Annotated in this window: 14 protein-coding genes; 7 read left to right on the forward strand and 7 right to left on the reverse strand. The window is 41.6% G+C overall.

Annotated features, from left to right (window positions below):
* Positions 1 to 599: 599 nt before the first annotated feature.
* Positions 600 to 1,787 (forward strand): ammonium transporter, encoded by a 1,188-nt coding sequence (locus B1201_RS07870; RefSeq protein ID WP_078193036.1) that lies wholly within the window; start codon positions 600 to 602, stop codon positions 1,785 to 1,787.
* Between the two features lie 75 nt (positions 1,788 to 1,862).
* Here the strand turns inward: B1201_RS07870 and B1201_RS07875 are convergent, their stop codons facing one another.
* Positions 1,863 to 2,561, reverse strand: coding sequence for an HAD family hydrolase (locus B1201_RS07875; RefSeq protein ID WP_078193037.1), 699 nt, complete (start codon positions 2,559 to 2,561; stop codon positions 1,863 to 1,865).
* A gap of 172 nt (positions 2,562 to 2,733) precedes the next feature.
* Here B1201_RS07875 and B1201_RS07880 point away from each other — a divergent pair, with 172 nt between their 5' ends.
* A complete protein-coding gene (locus B1201_RS07880) occupies positions 2,734 to 3,441 on the forward strand; it encodes a phosphatase PAP2 family protein (protein WP_078193038.1) in 708 nt (235 codons plus the stop codon).
* Positions 3,442 to 3,471: 30 nt separating this feature from the next.
* Here B1201_RS07880 and B1201_RS07885 read toward each other — a convergent pair whose 3' ends face one another.
* The 5 genes from B1201_RS07885 to B1201_RS07905 all read right to left on the reverse strand — a co-directional run bounded on the left by B1201_RS07885 (position 3,472) and on the right by B1201_RS07905 (position 9,850).
* The gene (locus tag B1201_RS07885) at positions 3,472 to 4,797 is read right to left on the reverse strand and encodes an ATP-binding protein (RefSeq protein ID WP_078193039.1); all 1,326 of its coding nucleotides are present in this window, start codon (positions 4,795 to 4,797) and stop codon (positions 3,472 to 3,474) included.
* Positions 4,798 to 4,816: 19 nt separating this feature from the next.
* Complete coding sequence (locus B1201_RS07890; RefSeq protein WP_078193040.1) at positions 4,817 to 5,485, reverse strand: response regulator transcription factor; 669 nt, start codon at positions 5,483 to 5,485, stop codon at positions 4,817 to 4,819.
* A 3-nt stretch (positions 5,486 to 5,488) separates the two neighbouring features.
* Positions 5,489 to 7,159: a phosphoethanolamine transferase gene (locus tag B1201_RS07895; protein WP_078193041.1), complete on the reverse strand. Its 1,671-nt coding sequence runs from the start codon at positions 7,157 to 7,159 to the stop codon at positions 5,489 to 5,491.
* A 140-nt stretch (positions 7,160 to 7,299) separates the two neighbouring features.
* Positions 7,300 to 8,436: a porin gene (locus tag B1201_RS07900; protein ID WP_078193042.1), complete on the reverse strand. Its 1,137-nt coding sequence runs from the start codon at positions 8,434 to 8,436 to the stop codon at positions 7,300 to 7,302.
* A 127-nt stretch (positions 8,437 to 8,563) separates the two neighbouring features.
* Complete coding sequence (locus B1201_RS07905; protein WP_078193043.1) at positions 8,564 to 9,850, reverse strand: MFS transporter; 1,287 nt, start codon at positions 9,848 to 9,850, stop codon at positions 8,564 to 8,566.
* A 168-nt stretch (positions 9,851 to 10,018) separates the two neighbouring features.
* On the opposite strand from B1201_RS07905, the gene B1201_RS07910 reads away from it, so the two are divergent.
* The 5 genes from B1201_RS07910 to putP all read left to right on the forward strand — a co-directional run bounded on the left by B1201_RS07910 (position 10,019) and on the right by putP (position 14,791).
* Entirely contained in the window at positions 10,019 to 10,654 is a 636-nt protein-coding gene (locus tag B1201_RS07910) for a 1-acyl-sn-glycerol-3-phosphate acyltransferase (RefSeq protein WP_078193044.1), read from the forward strand.
* A 61-nt stretch (positions 10,655 to 10,715) separates the two neighbouring features.
* Positions 10,716 to 11,639, forward strand: coding sequence for a patatin-like phospholipase family protein (locus tag B1201_RS07915; protein WP_078193045.1), 924 nt, complete (start codon positions 10,716 to 10,718; stop codon positions 11,637 to 11,639).
* Positions 11,640 to 11,738: 99 nt separating this feature from the next.
* A complete protein-coding gene (locus B1201_RS07920) occupies positions 11,739 to 12,218 on the forward strand; it encodes an NfeD family protein (protein WP_078193046.1) in 480 nt (159 codons plus the stop codon).
* Between the two features lie 16 nt (positions 12,219 to 12,234).
* On the forward strand, positions 12,235 to 13,089 hold the full coding sequence (locus tag B1201_RS07925; RefSeq protein WP_078189969.1) for an SPFH domain-containing protein: 855 nt from the start codon (positions 12,235 to 12,237) through the stop codon (positions 13,087 to 13,089).
* A gap of 211 nt (positions 13,090 to 13,300) precedes the next feature.
* Positions 13,301 to 14,791: a sodium/proline symporter PutP gene (putP, locus tag B1201_RS07930; RefSeq protein WP_078193047.1), complete on the forward strand. Its 1,491-nt coding sequence runs from the start codon at positions 13,301 to 13,303 to the stop codon at positions 14,789 to 14,791.
* Positions 14,792 to 14,988: 197 nt separating this feature from the next.
* Here putP and B1201_RS07935 read toward each other — a convergent pair whose 3' ends face one another.
* Positions 14,989 to 15,897 carry a polyprenyl synthetase family protein gene (locus B1201_RS07935; protein ID WP_078193048.1) on the reverse strand — a complete coding sequence of 303 codons (909 nt, stop codon included), beginning with the start codon at positions 15,895 to 15,897 and terminating at the stop codon, positions 14,989 to 14,991.
* Between the last annotated feature and the right edge of the window lie 83 nt (positions 15,898 to 15,980).

Below are 15,980 nucleotides of genomic sequence, written 5' to 3' on the forward strand. Positions count from 1 at the left end.
ATTCAAGGCTAAAACTTTAAAATTCTGTGCCGCTTCAATTAAATACGTCATCAAAATACAGTCAGATCCAACGACCATCACCACAGACCCACCCTTGAATGTTTTATTCGCCATCTAAAAGTGCAGCAGCAGAGATTTCACTGGTTAATATCTGGGTATTATTTCAGTTCAGGTAAGACATCCAGCTTTCATCTTTTGAAGACCACAAGATGCTCAGACAGACTCCCAAAATGTATCATTCGTCAATTTTAAGTTTCATTCTCGCACTAACATCTATCAATCAGATAAAAATACAAAATAATGGACTGCCCTGAATTAACTCAGAAATGGCGCTATTAGTTTTTCATTATTTAAACAGATTCAAAAAAAATAGTTTTTCACTTAATAATCATTCATTTAATTTTCTCATTGCAAAACACCATTGCACCATTTTAGTGCATTATTGTCACTCTCATGCAAGTCTTTGCTTTATATCGAGTCTTCTACATTTTTTAGTTTTTTTAATCAAAATTTCCCTAGCGCCAATCTCTTTTCCATTTTTTTCCGCTCGATATACTGAAGTTCTTTTCGTGAACTAGCGCACTAAACTGGAACACCTTATGCAAAATATAGATCTCCTCTTTCTCCTTCTTGGTGCAGTCTTGGTTCTTGCCATGCATGCTGGCTTTGCATTTTTAGAATTAGGTACAGTACGACATAAAAATCAGGTCAATGCACTGAGTAAAATTTTGACTGACTTTTCTATTTCCGCAATTGCATACTTTTTTGTGGGTTATTACATCTCTTATGGTCAGCACTTTTTTCATATTGGGGACACTTTAGCAGCCGATCATGGCTACAACTTAATGCGTTGTTTCTTCCTGCTGACTTTTGCCGCAGCCATTCCAGCGATTATTTCAGGTGGTATTGCTGAACGTGCAAAAATGCGGACTCAAGCGATTGCCACATTATTATTGGTCGCTTTGGTCTATCCATTCTTTGAAGGCATGGCATGGAATGGTAATTTTGGGCTACAAGCATGGTTAGAACGCACATTTGGCGCAGCATTTCATGATTTTGCAGGTTCGGTCGTGGTACATGCGATGGGCGGTTGGATCGCTTTAGCTGCTGTACTTTTACTCGGCGCACGTCATGGACGCTATAAAAAAGACGGTCGTATCAGCGCTCACCCCCCTTCAAGTATTCCATTCCTTGCCTTAGGTTCTTGGATTTTAATCGTCGGCTGGTTTGGCTTTAACGTGATGAGTGCGCAACGTTTAGATGCCATTTCAGGACTAGTTGCAATTAACTCTCTCATGGCAATGGTGGGCGGCACGCTTGCAGCAAACTTTATGGGTAAAAATGACCCCGGTTTCTTACACAATGGTCCCTTAGCAGGTTTGGTTGCAATCTGTGCAGGCTCAGATGTAGTTCATCCTGTCGGTGCGTTAATTATCGGCGCTATCGCAGGTCTGATCTTTGTCAAACTATTTACATACACTCAAAACAAACTCAAAGTCGATGATGTACTTGGCGTATGGCCACTACACGGTGTTTGTGGTGCTTTCGGTGGTATTGCAGTGGGTGTATTTGGACAAAAATGGTTGGGCGGTTTAGGCGGTATTTCAATGATCTCTCAATGTATCGGTACGCTGCTCGCGATCGTGATTGCATTAGCAGGTGGTTTCATCGTTTATGGCCTACTCAAAGTAACGATGGGCATTCGCCTAGATCAAGAAGAAGAATTCCGTGGTGCAGACTTAAGTATTCACCGTATTTCGGCAAACTCTGAAGAAAACATGTTCTAAACAACACAATCTAAAGCGGCATTTATGCCGCTTTTTTTACCCTGAACTTCGCTTAAAGCTTGAGTTTAAATCACCTTATTTTAGAAAATCTAAGACCTGATCCAAATGCTGAATTTTATTCGGAATGCTGTGCTGTTGTTCAGCACTTAAAGTATGAAAGCCTTCAAGCAATACGGCAGACATCCCTGCTTGGCTCGCACCATAAATATCATTGACAGGATGATCACCAATAAATAAACACTCGGTTTCCGTCACGCCCAACTCACGACAACTGTGCTGAAATATTTCAACTTTGGGCTTACTGATGCCTGCACTTTCCGAGCTGATGATCTGATCAAAATATGATGCAAAACCTAGTCCATTCAAAATATTCAGGCGTGTGGCATGTCCACCATTCGACACCACCGCCAGTTTATACTGCTGCTGTTTTAGTTGCTGCAGCAAGGTCAATGCTCCCGGCATCGCCACGGCGAACTGACCAAAGTGCTGAAACCAAAATTGTGTGAGCTCATCAAAATCGGGTTGATGTATCCAATCCAGCTCCGTTTGTAGAGCATAAGCGACAGATGCCCCAATACTCGGATGAGTAAGGAGTTCTTTTTTCGGATATCCCCCATTATCTATACGATTAATAATACGTTTAATCTGTACAAGGTCTACCTCCACCAGCGTCGACTGATAAGACTCGGCTAAATACTGCGTATAGGCCTGAACGCTGTGATCTCGGTGAGTCAAAGTATTATCTAAATCAAAAAGGACTGCACGTATGCTCATAAATCTTTATTACTGAGTTTTCAAAAACTTTAACACAATGCCCGTTTTGCTTTATGCACCTTCTTCACTATCGATATCAATACAGTTCAAATAGCCGATTAAGTCTGATTTAAGTTTTGTGGTTTCAAATAGCAGCATTCAAACAAAATAATTTCAGCACATCACACGACTTATGCTCTCGAACCGTTCCCTTTTATTACGACAAGCCCTGCTGCTCACACTCAGTTTGGTTGGCCTCCTTTATGTTTTCCCCGTCGGTGGTTCGCTCGACCAAGCTTTTATTCAGCCTTGGGTCGACCTACATGGTAGTTTTCCTCATCGTAATGATTGGGCACTTGCTGTGCTGAACCATCGCTATATCAAGAATATCGTCATAGGTGTGTATGTCCTCTATATCGCAGCATGGATATGCAGTTTTAAATATCCACATCTGAAAGCACGCAAGTTTGAATTTGGCTATTTTATCGTGGTGGCTCTACTCAGCACGGCAATGATTGGTTTGCTCAAATCACAATCTGCACATGCCTGCCCTTGGAATATGACAGCCGCCACAGCCCAAGGCTTTTCTTGGGATTTTTCAGCACGCCAAGGACACTGCTTCCCCGGTGGCCATGCTGCGACTGGTTTTGCCCTAATCACCGGATATTTTGTTTATCGAATACATCGACCTGCCCGTGCGTACTTCTTTTTATGTGCAGGGCTGATTTTAGGCTTTGCTTTTGGCTGGGCGCAAATGATGCGGGGTGCACATTTTCTCAGTCATAATCTATGGACAGCATGGTTTATTTGGGCCTTTAACACAGTCATTTATACATTTGGCTGTCGTTATCTACCCACAGAAAAAATCAAAACTGCCTATAAACACTTTGAATGGATATAGGCTTTATTCGCAAGGAGTAAATTAAAATAATTAGGAGTTTAAAGGTCTTAGCGGAATCTGAATCGTTACTTTCAACCCACCTAGCGTTTCACTTTTCGCAAAATCTAAACGTGCACCAATATGCGCAGCGGCCTTATCCACGATCGCCAAGCCTAAACCACTTCCAATTTCTTCATGATTATAAATTCGATAAAAGCGTTTTCGAATTTGCTCATATAAAGCTGGGTCGATGCCAGGCCCACTATCTTCAACCTGTACAACCGCCTGTCCCGCATGTTCAAAGACGGAGACATTAATCATGCCCTGTGCAGGGGTATATTTAATGGCATTATCAATCAAATTAAAAATGATTGAATGTACCGTTGGCTCAAGACTATATAAGGCAATGCTTTGTTGTTGCTCCATGCCAAGGTCAATATCTTTTTGCATAGCCAAATGTACCAGTTGCTCAACGCAATTGGTTGCGACTTGCTTAAGATCAAAATGTTGTTTGCGCTCAAGTTCAAAGACCGAGGCGTCTTGTTTTGCCAAACTCAATAATTGACTGACCAAATGCTGAATACGAATTAAACCTTTACTCAAATTTTGTAGAGCGTCATCTTGTGGAAATTTTTGTAGCAAAATCTGCATTTGCAAATTCAGTGCGGTAATCGGGGTCCGTAACTCATGCGCTGCGTCAGCAATAAACTGGCGCTGTTCCTGCTGTGACAATGAAATCCGTTCAAACAACTGGTTCATTTCAATAATAGTCGGTGCAATTTCCTCTGGATACGGCATTTGAGAGATTGGAGAAAGTTCAAAGGCATCCCGTTTTGCCAGTTCTTTTTTAAATTTTTCCAGTGGGTTTAAACTGCGTTGAATCAACCATCCCAAAGCGATTAATGCAAAAGGTATAAAAACCAAATAGGGAATAAACATGCTACTGGCCAATTCTGCTGCAAGATGCTGTCGTACCGATTCTTGCTGACTGACCTGAATTTGCCGATCTGCAAGTGGCAAAATATAGGTATGCCACTCATCCTGTTGGGTACTGTGGGTATAAAAACCAGCTTTGGGCTGAGGCGCGACCAATAATTTTAATTGATGGGTTTGATGCGCATTGGATTGATAGGTCCACACATCAACAAATAAATCTTCTTCATGATAATGCTTATGTTGATCAAATTCGCTGCGAATGGGCTGCGGATCATGCTCTGCAACACGTTCCGCCAAATTTTGCATTTGCGCATCTAAAATTTCGTTAATTTCTTCAAGCGCAATTCGATATGCTGAAAACACCAAAAGACAGCCCAAAAGCATACTGAAAACAGACACATAAATAATTAGTCTCTTTTTCAGAGAATAAGGCTGCTGCATGGTCGATAATTCCTTTGCCTTAACCGAGTCGATAACCTAAACCACGAATGGTGCGAATAAAATCTTTGTCTAATTTTGTTCTGAGATGATGCACATACACTTCAATAGTATTACTGCTGATATCACTATCAAAATCATAAAGCTTATCTTCTAAATTGGCTTTCGAAAAAATCTTATTCGGATGTGTCACTAGTGGAATCAATATGGCCCATTCACGGTTAGATAAATCGACATATTGCCCCTTATAGCGTGCAAGATGCTGTTCGATATCTAAAATCAATTCACCATGTTTTAAAATTTTCTGCGGTGCTTCGACTGAACTCAGCCCTGTGCGTCGAAGGAGTGCATGAATCCGTGCAAGTAATTCATCAAACTCATAAGGCTTGATCAGATAGTCATCTGCCCCATGGTTTAAACCATCTACACGATTTTGTAATTGATCACGTGCCGAGATAATTAATACCGGCAATTTAGGCTGGATTTGACGAATTTGTTTCAGGACTTGCATACCATCCATCATCGGCAAACCTAGATCCAGCAAGACGATATCAATTCCCCCTTGCATTATGAGCTTTAAGCCATCGATGCCATTATTCACCCACTCGACTTCAAACTGTTGATAGTTCAACAAAGTTTTGGTCGATTCGGCAATCATGAAATCATCTTCAATAATAAGTATTTTGTACATGGCTTAAGTCCTACGCTGTACTGAAGTACATTGTTGCAACATATTGTTTTTTTCATCAATCACTTGAGTCTGCACATCGAGCAAACTCAATAGAGATGGAAATAGATTATCCTGACTTAATTTTTGGCTTTTTTGTGCCATTAAACAAGTATATTGCGCTGAATTATTTTTTTGCCAAGCCGGTGAAAACCACATCAACATCGGCACATGAGTTTGCTGTGACGGTGCAATTGCGTATGGAGAACCGTGTAAATACAAGCCATGCTCACCTGTCGACTCACCATGATCAGACAAATACCACAGTCCTGTTTGATAGTTGTTAGTCACTTTTAAGGTGTTAATCAATTCACTCAGCACATGGTCGGTATAGATAATACTGTTGTCATAACTATTTATTAATTCTGTCGAGCTACATCCCTGTATGGCATTGCTATTACAGGTTGGCTTAAATTTTTGAAACGCTGCGGTACTTCGTTTGAAATAGGCAGGGCCATGACTGCCCATTTGGTGTAACACAATTAAACGGGGAGTTGGATCTGCTTTGGGAATCGAAGCCAAATATGCTTTCAAACCATCTACTAAGATTTCATCATGACATTCGCCATCGGCATCACACCACTTTTTCTTCAGTGCTTCAGGAAATTCATATTTTTCAACACGTGTGCATGTGCCCTTACAGCCTGAATTATTATCTAGCCACGTCACCTTATAGCCTGCACGCTGTGCAATATCGAGTAAACCTTCGCGATGACTTGCAAGCTGTTCATCATATTCGGTTCTCGGCATACCCGAGAACATACAAGGAACAGACACAGCGGTTGCGGTGCCACATGAGCTGACTTGGCTAAAATTGATAATATTTTGCTGACTGAGTTCAGGATTGGTATTTTTAGCATAACCATTGAGTGAAAAACTTTCCGCGCGCGCAGTTTCACCAACCACTAAGACCATCAATTTTGGTAAGCTTTTGGCGCTTACGTTTTCAACCAAATGTGCATCTTCACCATAGTTCAGCAATGGCAAATTCTGTTTCGGTGCTTTTTTGTGATAATAGGAAAATGTCGAAGCGATACTGTTTTGTGGTGAGAGCATGCCTTTTAAGTCACGATGCTCACGAAAGATCGCAGCATAATCGACAAAATAAACAAACAGCAAAGCACCCATGAGGATGAGCGACAGCACTATATGTAGACCCTTTTTGGCTACCACCGTGCTTAGGGCTTCTTTATGCAGTGGCAAAAGCCAGATCAATAGCAGTGGCAAAATAACCAGTCCAAAGACCCAGATAAAAAATTGTGGCGAGATTAAATCCTGCACTTCCTTTACATCTGTTTGCATCATGTTCTGCACTTGGTCAGATGTAATGGTCACGCCTAAACTATTGACGAAATAGGCACTCAAGCCACCAATGATCAGCAAAACACTCGCCAAAAGTTTTGAATTCCATCGCCATTGCAGGAGTTGCATCAGCACATTATAAAGTGCCACTACCACCAATACGGTTGCCGCTAAAAATAGTCCGGCCTTCAATCCCGTATAAGGTGTGAGCTGCTGGATTTGCTGATAAAACGCGAGGTTCAAAACCACCCCAAGCCATAAGGCAAGCACGAGGTTAAATTGACTTAAACTAAGTCTTGGAATTTTTTGCTGTATTTTAGCTATGACCTGAAGCATATTGGCATCAATTATTGATCTTTGATGCCCTAATCTAAAAATTCAAACTTAAAAACCGCTTAAAACTGATCAAAACCAAGCAAGAAAAATCAAAAAAGGCGATGTAAAACATCGCCTTTTGAACAACTTAACTCAAGGTCTTAGAATTTAAATTCTAGACCTGTACCTAGAACTGGTTGTTCACTTTCATTCGAACCTTGTTCAAGTGCTAAGTAACCTGCATAACCATAAGCTTTCACTTGTTTGCTAAATGCATAATCTGCACCTGCAATGAATTGCTGAGCTTCGTAATCATCACCCTCTTTATAAGTCGTGGTATTTTGACTATATTGTGCTTTTACAGTCCAAGCTTTTGCAGAGGGTAGATTATATTCTGCACCGACTAACCAGCCTTGAGCATCATCAATATTTGCTGCTGCAACATCATTACCTTTAGCAGCCTCAACCTCTGATGTTTGATACAGTGCTTTGAGCGCCAAACCACCCTCAAGATTTACACGACCGATCGCACGAATTGTATTTGCAGCAGCAAATACTTTGGTTCCAGTTATTTCAGAATTTGAAACAACTTTATCATTCACGGTATATGTACCACTATTTAGCATCCCTACACCACCAAAGTTCGATGGAATGGCTTTGTCATAGGCTAAACCTGCAACAACAACAGGGCTGTCATAGACAACAGACGCCGACCAAGCATCGCCAAGACCACGACCTGCAGTTTTTACTACACCTTTGTCGCTCTTGATTCCTGAAGATTCACCTGTTGCAAGCAATGCATTAACTTTAATTGCACCTTCAGCAATTTTAAATGCTGGTGATTCATAGACAACAACGTTATCTACACGGTTTTCACCCGTCATGATGCCTGTAACATCAGCACGGTTACCCACGTAGTTATTGAATGTATCAACTGGACTAGACAATTGTTTTAATGGTGTATCGTGTGCACCGACTTTCAATGTACCAAGTTTCGCATCTTTCAAACCAACGAAGCGGTTACGCTTAGACCAGTCATCGCCTTCGCCGTCTGAGTTAAATGCCCATTCAATTGCATAAACTGCGCTTAAACGGTCAGTCAGTTTTTCATCGCCCTTTAAACCCAAGAAAGAACTGTTTGAACTAATTTCAACGACATCTTTGTCTGAAGCACCCGTTTTATTATCTTCAGGTAAATAATCAACAGACGCATCAATTTCACCGTAGAAGGTTGGTGCTGCAAAGGTTGACCCAGCCAAAAGGCTCAATGCGATAGCAGCTGCTAACTTAGTTTTCATCAAAAATTTTCCTTAAATTATTTTGTAACAGATATTACACACGCGAAACATATTACAAAATTATTAAAATAATATTTGCATTGCTCTTTTAGTGCTTTAGCTGATAAAAAACAACCAAAATCATGATTTAGAAGTGATTTTGGTCATTTTTTGATGCTTTCCCCCAAAATAGAATCGGGACTAAGCTTAATGCAGCCAAACCTGTGATCCAAAATAAATAAGTGCTATAACCCAACTGATCGGCCACTATGCCACTGATGCTATACAGCCCCCCACTCACCGTAGCCATAATGGCAACCTGAAATGTAAAGTCCGTTGCTGCAAATGCTTTACGACTATATTGCATCACCAAAGTCAGCATGATCACAAGCAGCATGGCTGAAATCATGTCTTCGGCAGCATTAATCCCATAGATCAGCCATTCATGAACTTTCCGTTTTGCCTCGAACTGCAAAGCCAGCCATGCATAGGCTAATAAGCTGAATATTTTCAATACCGAATAGAAAACCAAGGCTTGCGCCCGAGAAATATACTTCAAGCTTAGACCAGCAAACCCCGCCCCAATTAAAGCAGCCACCGCCCCTAGCATGGTGACATACAGACCGATTTGGCTAAAACTCAATCCTAAATCGACCATCAGCGGCTTAAGTAGTGGTCCTGCCAGACCATCTGCAAGCTTAAAACTCAATAAGATCATGAGCCACAGTGTGAGGGTTTTGGTTTGGGTAAAATAAGTCAAATACTGGCGTATAGCGTAGAACAAGCCTGAATTATGCTTATGATTATTATCATTCTCTGGACTAGATTTTATGTTGAGCTGTGGCTTTAAAGGTTCTCGATACAGAAAAATAGGAATCGTATTGATGAACACCAATGCCGCTAAAAATAGAAAGGTGGCTTGCCAATCCAACCAATCCAAGGCCCAAAGTACAGCACCACCGCCCACGATAAAGCCGAGTCTTGAACCAATCACCTGAAAAGTATTGCCCCAGTGCTGTTGGTCAGTTTTTAAAATATTGACAGCCAAGCCATCCGTTGCAACATCTTGAGTCGCACCGACCAAATTCATACTGAGTAAAGCCACAAAAAACAGCAGCAAATAAATCGGTTCATTCAAGCTTTGGATCGGCAAAAAGGACAGGAAGACCAAGACCACCACGGACAGCAACTGCATTGGAATAATCCAACTCCGATAATGCCCTTTGGACCTTGAACCATGCCGATCAATCCAAGGTGCCCAGATAACTTTGATCGACCATGGCAACATGAGTAATCCAAAGCCACCTATATGTGCCAAAGACACACCTTGCGCTCTTAAAATCACTGGTAAAGCATGCGTCATAAAACCGACAGGTAACCCTTGCGCCCAATATAAGGAAAACAGTAAAAGATAGAGCTGACGAAGCTGGATCATAAGTTCCTAAATGTTGAGTGCGCTGAAGTTACATTTAGAGTAGTCAAAATACGGCTATTTTGCCAATGATCTAAAAAAATCATCGACCTAAGATAAAGGTCAATACTGATGCCGTATTTTTAAAGTGCATTACGTCGAAAATGGATTTCACTTATATAAGAATATGCAATGAATCAAAAGACTCAATTATTTCCGGTTTTGCCCGATCAAGTTCCATCACGCGGCTCCCCCCTGAGCCGCGCTATTTTTAAAAAACTTTTTTTGGCACAAGGATGGAAATTTGACGGCGAATTTCCCAACCTTGCCAAAGCTGTGGCAATCATTTCTCCGCATACTTCTAATATAGATGCATGGCATGGTTTTCTCGCCTTGCTTGGAATCGGGATAAAAATAACCATTTTTGGTAAAAACACCCTTTTTGATACTCCCTTAAAACCACTTTTGGATTGGGTCGGCGTGATCCCTGTGCAACGTGAAAATCCACATGGACTGACACGTGAAATTGCTGAGATTGTCCAAGCGACAGATCAAATTTGGATTGGAATGGCACCTGAGGGAACACGAAAAAAAGCCGATAAAATCCGCAGTGGTTTTTACTATATTGCCTATGAAGCACAGATACCTATTGTGATGTTTAGCTTTGATTATGCAAAGAAAACCATTCATTGCTTGGGTGTTTTTGAACCGAATGGAGATTTTGAAACTGATCTCGAAAAAATTTTGAAGATTTATGATGGCAAATTTTCCCCGAAAAATCCCGAATGGTTGGCCTTGCCGTTACAAAAGCACTGGAAAAAGCCCTAGTCAAATGGCTATTTTTTTGATGTGATGTGCACTTTGTATATTTAACCATCAGATTTCACCCATGAAACTTTTGCAATACCTGATTCCTAGCCTCTTTGTATTGGCACTCGCTGGCTGTGATTCTGCAACCAAAACGCCTGCGACCACGACACCTACACCTGCCAAAGCACGTGAACCGGTGATCGCGATTGCGCTCGGTGGTGGCGGTGCCAAAGGTTTTGCTCATATTGGCGTGCTTAAAGTACTCGAATCACATGGTATTAAACCTAAAATTGTGACTGGGACCAGTGCAGGTAGTTTTGTCGGTAGCTTGTACGCCAGCGGTAAAACACCATATCAAATGCAGCAATTGGCCTTGAACTTTAAAGAGTCCGATATTCGTGATTTAACCTTAAATAGCCAAGGCATTATTCAAGGGCAAAAACTGCAAGACTTTGTTAATAAAAACGTCGGCAATAAATCAATTGAACAATTTCCAAAGCGCTTTGCTGCTGTAGCCACCCGTTTAGATAATGGCAGTAAAACTGAATTTAACCGTGGTAATGCCGGCCAAGCGGTACGTGCATCGTGCAGCATTCCGAATGTATTTGTACCTGCAACCATTGCAGGGGTGAAATATGTCGATGGTGGCTTAGTCAGCCCGATTCCGGTGAAAACGGCACGTGATATGGGTGCAGATATTGTGATTGCGGTTGATATTTCTGCGCGGCCTGATGGTAGCAAAGCCGTAAGCATGTTTGGTTTGCTCGATCAAACCATTAACATCATGGGACAACAAAGTATTAATGAAGAACTGAAAAATGCCAATTTCGTGATTCAACCTAAAGTGGGACATATTGGCACACTCGATTTAAAGTCGAGCAATGCGACGATTTTAGAAGGTGAAAAAGCCGCACAGCTCAAAGTGAATAGCATTATTAAGGCGATCGATAACTTTAAACAGTCCCCTGCGGCCTTTAAACCAGCACCAAAAGCGAAAATATAATTCAACGATTTTTTTTATATTCATTGAGTTATACATCTGCTACATTGATATAGATACTGGTTCATCTATATCAATTCACCCTTATATAAGAGTAGATGTATGGAATTTATTTTAGAACCTTGGCACTGGTTTGTATTGGGCGTCGCTTTGATGCTTTTTGAACTGATTTTGCCGTCTTTTGCTGCGCTATGGTTTGGCGTTTCCGCAATTTTGGTTGGGATCTTATATTGGATCTTTCCATCCATGGACTTTAATGTCCAAATTGTGGTTTGGATTATTTTTGCCGTGCTCTGCACATTTTTGTGGTTCAAATTTATTAAACCTTTATCCATTGATAAAACCAAAGCAGGTCTGTCGCGTGAAGCGACGATTGGCCAAGTGGGTATGGTGATTCAAACCCAACTCAATCATGGCAGCGTTAAAGTTCGCTTCCCAATGCCTGTTTTAGGTTCAGACGAATGGCATTGCCGTACCCAAGATGCACTTCAAGTCGGCGACCGTGTTCGCGTGACCGATATTTTAGGCAATGATTTAGTCGTCCAACTGCACAGCAGCAACCACCCCACTGACAATCTATAAATAAGTGAGAAATGACATGTCTGGTGTTTCTATTGTTTTTTTAGCGCTCTTAGTTTTTGTAGCCGTCACCATTTTTAAAGGTGTCCGTATTGTTCCCCAAGGTTATAAATGGATTGTTCAGCGTTTAGGTAAATACCATACAACGCTCAATCCGGGGCTGAACTTTGTGATTCCGTATGTCGATGAAGTGGCTTATAAAGTGACAACCAAAGATATCGTGTTAGATATTCCCTCTCAGGAAGTGATCACTCGTGACAACGCGGTACTGCTGATGAATGCTGTGGCTTATATCAATTTAACCACGCCTGAAAAAGCAGTTTACGGTATTGAAAACTACACATGGGCAATTCAAAACTTAGTTCAAACCTCTTTACGTTCTATTGTCGGTGAAATGGACCTTGATGATGCACTTTCATCGCGTGATCATATTAAGGCTAAACTTAAAGCTGCTATTTCTGACGATATCTCTGACTGGGGTATTACGCTTAAAACTGTAGAAATTCAAGATATTAAACCGTCTCATACCATGCAAGCGGCAATGGAAGAGCAAGCGGCCGCTGAACGTCAACGTCGTGCGACAGTGACCAAGGCAGACGGTGAAAAACAAGCGGCTATTTTGGAAGCGGATGGTCGTTTAGAAGCTTCTCGTCGTGATGCAGAAGCTCAAGTGGTACTGGCAGAATCTTCACAGCGTGCAATTGAAATGGTGAGTTCAGCCGTCGGCGATAAAGAAATTCCAGTTGCGTACTTACTGGGTGAACAATACGTCAAAGCCATGCAAGATATGGCTAAATCTAATAATGCCAAAACTGTGGTATTACCTGCGGATGTACTGAATACGATTCGTGGTGTGATGGGTCGTAATAACTAAATCTCCGTATTAATTAAAATGGGTCGTGACATACGGCCCATTTTTATGCCCAAAGCAAAAAAGAAGGCAAAGTTTGTGAATTTATGTTTAAATTTCACGTTATTTTTTTGACGTTTTAGGACTTATCGTTCGATTTCACCTACTTGGCTTAGGCAAATCCCATTGAGTCCCCTAATTAAACGCAATTGTCCAACGCCAAAGCGGATACCGTATGAGCTCCCTGAATCCCACCCTAATTACCTTTCTCTTTTATATTGTCGCCATGGTCGTGATCGGTTTACTTGCATACCGTGCGACCAGTAACTTTTCTGACTACATTTTAGGTGGCCGCCGATTAGGGAGCTTTGTCACTGCCCTTTCTGCAGGTGCATCGGATATGAGTGGTTGGTTGCTCATGGGTCTTCCGGGGGCGATTTACCTTTCAGGTTTATCTGAAATGTGGATTGCAATTGGTCTGATCATCGGTGCTTGGCTCAACTGGCTACTTGTGGCAGGTCGTCTACGTGTACATACCGAAGTTCAAAATAATGCCTTGACCCTACCTGACTATTTCTCAAATCGTTTTAACGATCAAAAGAAAATCTTACGTATCGTATCTGCTGTGATTATTTTGATTTTCTTCGCAATTTACTGTGCTTCAGGCATGGTTGCAGGCGCTCGATTATTTGAAAGTATGTTTGGTATGTCGTATAGCACTGCGCTTTGGATCAGTGCCATCGCAACAGTGAGCTATGTGTTTATTGGTGGCTTCCTTGCTGTCAGTTGGACCGATACCATTCAAGCGGGCTTTATGATTTTTGCCTTGCTGCTGACACCTATCGTGGTCATGTTGTCGTTCTCGGATTTAAGCCAGTTCACTCTGGCACTAGAAGCGGCACGCCCTCAAGCGATGAATGTATTTGCTGACTTAAGTTTTGTCGCAATCATGTCTTTATTGGCATGGGGCTTAGGCTATTTTGGTCAACCGCATATCTTAGTGCGCTTCATGGCAGCAGATTCAGTTAAATCGATTCCTAATGCACGCCGTATTGGTATGACATGGATGACGCTCTGCCTCGGTGGCGCAGTTGCAGCTGGCTTCTTCGGTATTGCTTATTTCCAACAGCATCCAGAACTAGCAGGTGTCGTTACAGCTAACCCTGAAACGGTCTTTATGGAATTGACTAAAATTCTATTTAACCCATGGGTTGCAGGTATCGTATTGGCTGCGATTTTAGCTGCGATCATGAGTACCTTAAGCTGTCAGCTTTTAGTCTGCTCAAGTACATTAACTGAAGACTTTTATAAATCATTCTTACGCAAAAATGCTTCACAAAAAGAATTGGTTTGGGTCGGCCGTATTATGGTGTTAATGATTGCGTTGCTTGCGATCTATATGGCGGGTAATCCTGACTCTAAAGTCCTTGGTCTCGTCGCATATGCATGGGCAGGCTTTGGTGCTGCATTTGGCCCACTGATTATCATGTCATTGTTTTGGAAACGCATGACACTGAATGGTGCTTTAGCAGGTATGGTGGTTGGTGCTGTTATGGTTATTCTATGGAAAAACCTCTGGGGCGATACAGGCGTTTATGAAATTATACCGGGCTTCATCTGCTCACTCATTGCAATCATCATTGTGAGCTTAATGGGCAAAGCGCCATCTGCTGAAGTCACTGAAAAATTTGAAGAAGCAGATCGTATCTATAAAGAAAGTATTTAAGACCAATAGCACTTAAATTTAATTTCTAAGTTTTAATATCTGCAAAAAAGGACGTTAGGCGTCCTTTTTCTTTTTTATCATGTCATCCATTTAGCTATTCAGTAGATGGTTTATTGACTTCTGTTCCAAATATACAAAATATAAAAAAAGCCCACAACATATTACATGTGTGGGCTGAGGTCTTTTACTGCGTCATATTAACTTTGACGTTTTAATAAAAACTGCGTGATCTTGTGTAATTCTGCCGCATCTTCTGCAAAATAATCCAAAGCTTGAAGCGCTTGAGCATGTAATTCTTCTGCATAAGCTTGCGCTTGCTCGAGACCCATTAACGCAGGATATGTCGATTTATCCACTTGTTGATCTTTACCTGCTGTTTTACCCAATGCTTCAGTGTCAGCAATAATATCTAAAATATCATCTTGCACCTGAAAAGCTAAACCAATCGCTAGACCAAATTCGCGGAGTTTAGGAATAGCTTGGTCTGTACCATTAAATATCGTCACTGCCGCCATCATGATTGCAGCAGAAATTAAAGCACCAGTTTTATTTCGATGAATGTTTTCTAGTTCATCCTGACTGACATGCTTGCCTTCCGCTTGTAAGTCTAGGACTTGTCCATTGACCATTTTTGAAGTTGCAGTCGCTAAAATTTGCATTTGCTTCAAGATGATCGGCGCTTCAACGGCTGGGCCTTGATCAAAAAGACGGCTGCCTAAAACTTCAAAAGCCATCGATTGTAAAATATCGCCAGCAAGTAAAGCCGTATCTTCACCAAAAGCCACATGACAAGTTGGTTGACCACGACGAAGTAAATCATTGTCCATACACGGCAAATCATCGTGTGCCAATGAATAGCAATGAATAAATTCAATCGCCACCGCAGCACGGCGTACGGCTGCAAAATTGGTATTGGGTTTTAACGCTGCTGTTGCATAACAAAGTGCCGGTCGAACGCGTTTTCCACCCAACATCACAGCATGATACACCGCCCCTTTTAAGGGTTCTGGAATTGAAAATGCATCAAGCGCTGTCAGTAAATCCTGCTGAATACGCTGCTGCGCTTCTGTCAGGGCATGTGTGGAAACGTCTGTTAAAGAAGACACATTCACCTCAAATACTTTAAATATTTAACTGCTTCGTTCATTAGCAAATCGACTGCCAATGTTTTCTGTCAATTTTGACCTGT

The organism is Acinetobacter sp. ANC 5600 (assembly GCF_002018395.1).
Classification (GTDB): Bacteria; Pseudomonadota; Gammaproteobacteria; order Pseudomonadales; family Moraxellaceae; genus Acinetobacter; species Acinetobacter amyesii.

Bases quoted from the DNA above. Each gene is read 5' to 3' on its own strand.
- B1201_RS07870 (WP_078193036.1), top strand. From the start codon at position 600: ATGCAAAATATAGATCTCCTCTTTCTCCTTCTTGGTGCAGTCTTGGTT.
- B1201_RS07875 (WP_078193037.1), bottom strand. From the start codon at position 2,561: ATGAGCATACGTGCAGTCCTTTTTGATTTAGATAATACTTTGACTCAC.
- B1201_RS07880 (WP_078193038.1), top strand. From the start codon at position 2,734: ATGCTCTCGAACCGTTCCCTTTTATTACGACAAGCCCTGCTGCTCACA.
- B1201_RS07885 (WP_078193039.1), bottom strand. From the start codon at position 4,797: ATGCAGCAGCCTTATTCTCTGAAAAAGAGACTAATTATTTATGTGTCT.
- B1201_RS07890 (WP_078193040.1), bottom strand. From the start codon at position 5,485: ATGTACAAAATACTTATTATTGAAGATGATTTCATGATTGCCGAATCG.
- B1201_RS07895 (WP_078193041.1), bottom strand. From the start codon at position 7,159: ATGCTTCAGGTCATAGCTAAAATACAGCAAAAAATTCCAAGACTTAGT.
- B1201_RS07900 (WP_078193042.1), bottom strand. From the start codon at position 8,436: ATGAAAACTAAGTTAGCAGCTGCTATCGCATTGAGCCTTTTGGCTGGG.
- B1201_RS07905 (WP_078193043.1), bottom strand. From the start codon at position 9,850: ATGATCCAGCTTCGTCAGCTCTATCTTTTACTGTTTTCCTTATATTGG.
- B1201_RS07910 (WP_078193044.1), top strand. From the start codon at position 10,019: ATGAATCAAAAGACTCAATTATTTCCGGTTTTGCCCGATCAAGTTCCA.
- B1201_RS07915 (WP_078193045.1), top strand. From the start codon at position 10,716: ATGAAACTTTTGCAATACCTGATTCCTAGCCTCTTTGTATTGGCACTC.
- B1201_RS07920 (WP_078193046.1), top strand. From the start codon at position 11,739: ATGGAATTTATTTTAGAACCTTGGCACTGGTTTGTATTGGGCGTCGCT.
- B1201_RS07925 (WP_078189969.1), top strand. From the start codon at position 12,235: ATGTCTGGTGTTTCTATTGTTTTTTTAGCGCTCTTAGTTTTTGTAGCC.
- putP (WP_078193047.1), top strand. From the start codon at position 13,301: ATGAGCTCCCTGAATCCCACCCTAATTACCTTTCTCTTTTATATTGTC.